This window comes from Kitasatospora sp. NPDC059462 (genome assembly GCF_042749955.1).
Classification (GTDB): Bacteria; Actinomycetota; Actinomycetes; order Streptomycetales; family Streptomycetaceae; genus Kitasatospora.
Genome location: NZ_JBHYUU010000298.1, coordinates 1 through 6,275 on the forward strand (window position 1 = coordinate 1; position 6,275 = coordinate 6,275).

General features: G+C 78.4%; 1 protein-coding gene. It reads right to left on the reverse strand.

What is annotated here, in order from left to right; genetic code table 11:
* Nucleotides 1–88: 88 nt before the first annotated feature.
* A partial coding sequence (locus ACFXAM_RS37160; protein ID WP_380298167.1) for an SDR family NAD(P)-dependent oxidoreductase occupies nt 89–6,275 on the reverse strand: 6,187 nt, incomplete at its 5' end.

A 6,275-nucleotide genomic window follows, 5' to 3' on the forward strand; every position in this document is an offset into this window, starting at 1 on the left:
TTTAAAACATACAGACACGGGGCCGGAGGGGGCGCGGCCCGGGGCCGTCCGGCCGCCGGCCGCCCGCCACCGGGCCTCTCCCCGGCCGCTACAGGCCGAGCTGCCGGTCGATCAGGTCGAACAGCTCGTCGCCGTCGGCCTCCTCCAGCCGGTCGGCGAAGCCGTCGCCCCCCTCCGCCGCCCGGGCGGCGCGGACCTGGTCCAGGGCCGCCTGGAGACGGGCCGCCAGCTGGTCCAGCTCAGCCGCCCCGGCGCCCCCGGCGGTCAGCCCGGCCAGCGCCGACTCCATCGCCGCGAGCCCGGCGAGCGGCGAGGCCGCCGCGGCCCGGTCGGCGCCGGCGTCATCGGCGCGGCCGTCCTGACCGGCCGGGGTCACCAGTCCGGTCAGGTGCCGGGCCAGCGCGGCGGCGGTGGGGTGGTCGAACAGCAGTGTGCTGGGCAGCCGCAGCCCGAGCAGGGTGCCCAGGCGTCCGCGCAGCTCCACCGCCGTGAGCGAGTCCAGCCCCAGGTCCAGCAGTCCCCGGTCCACCGGCAGAGCACCCGGATCGGCGTGTCCCAGCACCTCGCCGACCGAACGGCGCACCAGGTCCAGGACGGCCCGACCGCGCTCCTGCGGCGCGAGTGCGGCCAGCGTGCCGCGGCGGTCCGGCTCGGCGGAGGCTTCCGCGCGTTGCGGCGTCCGGCGCCCCAGCAGCTCGCGCAGCGCGGCCGCCGGCCCTCCGCCGGACCCGCCGGCCCCGGGCGCCGCCAGCCGGGCGGCGACCGCGACCGGCCGACCGGCCGTCAGGGCCTCGTCCAGCAGCGCGAGCGCGTTCGCGGCGGGCAGCGGGGCGATCCCGGTCCGGGCGATCCGCGCCCGGTCGGCGACGCTCAGCTTCTCCCCCATGCCGTCGCCCTCCCACAGGCCCCACGGGAGGGAGAGCGCGGGCAGCCCGGCCTCGTGCCGGTACCCGGCGAGTGCGTCGAGGAAGGAGTTCGCGGCCGCGTACGAGCCCTGCCCGGCCGTCCCGAGCACCCCGGCGACCGAGGAGAACAGCACGAACGCCCGCAGCGGCAGCTCCCGGGTCGCCTCGTGAAGCGCCCACGCACCGGCCACCTTCGGCCGCAGCACGGCGGTCACCCGCTCGTCCGTCAGCCCCTCGACCAGCCCGTCGTCCAGGACACCGGCGGCGTGCACGACCCCGGTGACCGGAAGGCCGTCCGGCGCCTGCGCCAGCGCGGCCCGGACCGCCGCCGGATCGGCGACGTCACCCGTGACCGGCACCACCGCGACCCCCTGGCCCACCAGTTCCTCGGCCAGGCCGGGTGCCACCCGCCCGCTACGGCTCAGCAGCACCAGCCCGCGCACCCCGTGAACCTCCACCAGGTGCCGCACCAGCACCGCCGCCAGCGCCCCGGAGGCGCCGGTCACCAGCACACTGCCACCACCGAACGCCCCGGCACCGCCGGAAGCGTCGGTCGGGGCATCGGCCTCAGCGGACACCAGGACGCCCCCGGCACTGCGGGAACCATCCGCCGACGCCCCCGGCGTACCGGTCACCAGGACGCCCCCGGCATCACCCGAGCCATCCGCCGACGCCCCGGACACACCGGCCGCCAGGACGCCCCCGGCGTCGGACGCACCGGCACCGCCGGAAGCGTCGGTCGAGGCATCGGCCACACCGGCCGCCAGGACGCCCCCGGCGTCGGACGCACCGGCACCGCCGGAAGCGTCGGTCGAGGCATCGGCCTCAGCGGACACCAGGACGCCCCCGGCGCCGGACACCCCGGCGTCGCCGGAACCATCCGCCGACGCCGCAGGCACGGCGTGACCGGCGCCGGGCGCCCCGGCACCGCCGGAAGCATCTGCCGAGGCCACCGCCAGCCGTGGTGCCAGGATCTGCCCGGCGCGCAGCAGCAGGTGGGGCTCGTCCTCGGGCCAGGCGAGGGCGGGGAGCGCCGGACGGGTGCCGGGCGGGAGGTCGGTGTCGAGCAGCAGGATCCGGCCGGGGTGTTCGGCAGCCGCCGAGCGGATCAGGCCTCCGGCCGCCGCCGCGGCGAGCGCGTCGGCGCTGCCCTCGGCCGCCGCCGGCAGCAGGACGACCAGGCGGGAGGCCTCGTGGCGGCGGTCGGCCAGCCAGGCCCGCAGGGTGCTCAGCGCCCAGCCGGTGGCGTGGGCGACCTGGTCGGGGACGGGGAGGTCCGCCGGACGGGGCGGCAGGGTCAGCCCGACGACCGCCGGTACGGGTTCGGCGAGCTCGGACAGGCTCTCGACCAGGACGGCCGGGTGCGGGTCCGCGGGAAGGGCCAGGCGGCGGGTGCCGGGGACGAGCAGCGGGTCGTTCCGGCGGGCGGCGGCGAAGCGCTCGGCGGGCACCTCCGCGAGTTCGAGGGCGCCGGCGTGGAGCAGCACGCCGCCGTCCGCGTCGTAGAGGGTGACGGCGCCGCAGTGCTCCCCGTCCGGGACGATCCGGGCCCGCAGCGGTCCGGTCGGGACCGCCGCGTACGGGCGGACCTCGCGCCAGGCGACGGGCAGCCGCAGCGTGGTGCGGTCGTCGGACGGCAGGCCCGCGTGCGCCCAGGGGTGCAGGGCGGCGTCCAGGGCGGCGGGCGGCACCACGAAGCGCCGGTCGGCGTCCCGGGCGCCCTCGGCGGGGCCGGCGAGTTCGGCCCACAGGGTGCCGTCGGGGTGCTGCCAGGCGGCGGTCACGGTGCGGAAGGCGCCACCGTAGCCGAGGCCGTGGGCGTCGAGGGCGGCGTACAGTTCCTCGGCGGCGACCGGCCGGGCGCCGGGCGGCGGCCAGCTGCCCAGCGGCGGGGCCGGCTCGGCCGGGGCGGGCGCGAGCACGCCTCCGGCGTACCTGGTCCAGGGTTCCTCGTCGGCGGTGTCGGGCCGGGCGTGGATGCGGACGGCCCGCTCCCCGTTGCCGTCCGCCGGGTCCAGCCCGACCTGGAGCCGCAGCGCCGGGCCGTCCGGGAGCAGCAGCGGGGCGTGCAGGTCGAGGGCGGCGACGACCGGCAGGCCGGCGGCGCGGCCCGCGTGCAGCGCGAGGTCGAGCAGGGCGGTCGCGGGCAGCACGGTCGCGCCGGCCACGGTGTGCCCGGCCAGCCAGGGGTGCTCGCGCGGGTCGAGCCGGCCGGTCAGCACCGTCCCGGCGCCGTCGGCGAGTTCGACGGCGGCTCCGAGGAAGGGGTGACCGGCGGTGGTGAGCCCGGCGGCCCCGAGGTCGCCGGCGACGGCCGGGGCGTCGAGCCAGTGCCGGGTGCGCTGGAAGGGGTAGGTCGGCAGGCCGGGGGCCGACCGGCCGGCGGCGCCCAGGACGGCGGGCCAGTCGACGGCGGCCCCGGCGGCGTGCACGGTGGCGACGGCCCGCAGCAGGGTGTCCGCCTCGTCGCGTTCGCGCCGCAGCACCGCCGCCGTGACGGCCGGCGGGTCCTGCGGATCCTGCGGGTCCCGCTGGTCGTGCGGCTCACCGGCCAGTACGTCCTCGACCAGGGAGGTGAGCAGGGTGTCGGGGCCGATCTCCAGGTAGCGCACGGTGCCGAGGTCCCGCAGGGCCCGCACGCCGTCGGCGAAGCGGACGGTCCCGCGCACCTGGCGCACCCAGAGGTCGGGCCAGTCGGTGTCCGCCGGATCGGCCGGGCGGCCGGTGAGGTCGGAGACGAAGGGGATCGCCGGACGGCCGAAGGCGAGGCCGTCGAGGGCGGCGCGGAAGTCGTCCAGCATCGGGTCCATCAGCGGGGAGTGGAAGGCGTGGCTGACGGTCAGCCGCCGGGCCTTGACCCCCGTGGCGGCGAGCCGGGCGGCGACCGCGAGCACGGCGTCCTCCGCTCCGGAGACGACCGTGGCCCGCGGGCCGTTGACGGCGGCCACCGAGGCCCGGTCGGTGTAGCCGTCGAGGGCGGCGAGCACGTCCGGCTCGGCGGCCCGGAAGGAGAGCATGATCCCCTCGGCGGGCAGCGCGTCCATCAGCCGGCTGCGTGCGGCCACCAGGGCGACGGCGTCGTCCAGGGTGAGCACGCCCGCGGTGTGGGCGGCGGCGACGGCGCCGATCGAGTGCCCGAGGACGGCGTCCGGCCGCACGCCCCAGTGGTCGAGCAGCCGCACGAGGGCGAACTCCACGGCGAACAGGGCGGGCTGGGTGTAGCCGGTGCGGTCCAGCAGGCCGGTCTCCTCGAAGAGGACCTCCCGCAACGGCCGCTCCAGGTGGGGCGCGAAGGCCTCGCAGACCTCGTCGAGGGCGGCCGCGAACCGCGGGTACCTCCCGTACAGTTCCCGGGCCATGCCGACGCGCTGGCTGCCCTGGCCGGTGAAGACGAAGGCGGTCCGGCCGCTCCGGGCGGTGCCGCGCAGCAGCTCCGGGGAGTCCGCTCCGGCGGCCAGTGCCCGCAGCCCGTCGGCCAGTTCGGCCGGCGAGGAGCCGAGCACCACCGCGCGCTGCTCGAAGGCCGACCGGGTGACGGCCAACGCGGCTCCGGCTTCGGCCAGTTGGTCCCCGGGCAGCTCGGCGGCGAGGGCGAGCAGCCGTTGTGCCTGGTCCCGCAGCGCGGGCCCGGTGCGCGCCGACACCGGCCAGGCCACCGGCCCGGCCGCGTCCGGCCGCGCCGCGACCTCGGGTGCGTCGGGCGCCGAGGGTGCGTCGGGCGCCGAGGGCGCCCCGGACGTCGCGGACGTCGCGGACGCGTCCGCCGGCGGCGCCTGTTCGAGGATCACATGGGCGTTGGTGCCGCTGATCCCGAACGAGGACACCCCGGCCCGGCGCGGCCGGCCGGCCTGCGGCCACTCCTGCGGCTCGGCCAGCAGTTCCACCGCCCCGGCCGTCCAGTCCACGTGCGGCGAGGGCGCGTCCAGGTGCAGGGTCGCGGGCAGCCGGCCCCGCCGGATGGCCTCGACCATCTTGATCACGCCCGCCACCCCGGCCGCCGCCTGGGTGTGGCCGATGTTCGACTTGATCGAGCCGAGCCACAGCGGCCGTCCCTCCGGCCGGCCCTGCCCGTACGTGGCCAGCAGGGCCTGCGCCTCGATCGGGTCGCCGAGGCGGGTGCCCGTCCCGTGCGCCTCGACCGCGTCCACGCCGTCCGCCTTCAGGCCGGCGGAGGCCAGTGCGGCCCGGATGACCCGCTGCTGGGCGGGCCCGTTCGGCGCCGTCAGCCCGTTCGACGCACCGTCCTGGTTGACGGCCGTGCCGCGCAGCAGGGCCAGCACGGGGTGCCCGTTGCGCCGCGCGTCGGAGAGGCGTTCCAGGACGAGCACGCCCGCGCCCTCGGCCCAGCCGGTGCCGTCGGCGCCGGCCGCGAAGGGCTTGCAGCGCCCGTCGGGGGCCAGCCCGCGCTGGCGGCTGAACTCCACGAAGGTGGCGGGGGTGGCCATCACGGTGACGCCGCCGGCCAGGGCGAGGGTCGCCTCGCCGCTGCGCAGGGCCTGGGCGGCCAGGTGCAGCGCGACCAGCGAGGAGGAGCACGCCGTGTCCACCGTGACCGCCGGACCCTCCAGCCCGAGCGCGTAGGAGACCCGCCCGGAGGCGACGCTGCCGGCGCTGCCGCTGACCAGGTAGCCCTCGTAGCCGTCGGGCGCCTCGGGGGCCTGGCTGAGGCGGGAGCCGTAGTCGTCGTACATCACGCCGACGAAGACGCCGGTCCGGCTGCCGCGCAGCGTCCCCGGGTCGATGCCGGCCCGCTCGACGGCCTCCCAGGCGGTCTCCAGCAGGATCCGCTGCTGCGGGTCGGTGGCCAGCGCCTCGCGCGGGCTCATGCCGAAGAACGCGGGGTCGAAGTCGGCGGCGTCGTAGAGGAATCCGCCCTCGCGGGCGGCGGAGGTGCCGGGCCGCTCCGGGTCGGGGTGGAAGAGCCGGTCCAGGCGCCAGCCGCGGTCCTCGGGGAACGGGCCGACGGCGTCGACGCCGTCGGCGACCAGCTGCCACAGCTCCTCGGCGGAGCTCACCCCGCCGGGGTAGCGGCAGCCGATGCCGACGATCGCGACCGGGTCGTCGGTCACCGGGACCGGCGGATCGAGCGGCCGGTCCTCACCGGTGCCCGGCCGCGAGGGCAGCAGGGTGTCGCCCAGGTGGGCGGCCAGGGCCGCCGGGCTCGGGTGGTCGAAGACCAGGGTGCTGGGCAGCGTCAGGCCGGTCGTCGCGTTGAGCCGGTTGCGCAGGTCGACGGCGGCCAGCGAGTCGAAGCCCTGCTCGGTGAAGGACCGGTCCTCCTCGACGGCCTGCGGCCCGCTGTGCCCGAGCACCGCGGCGGTGGCGCCGCGGACCAGTTCGCGCAGCAGCGCCCCGCGCTCGGCCTCCGGC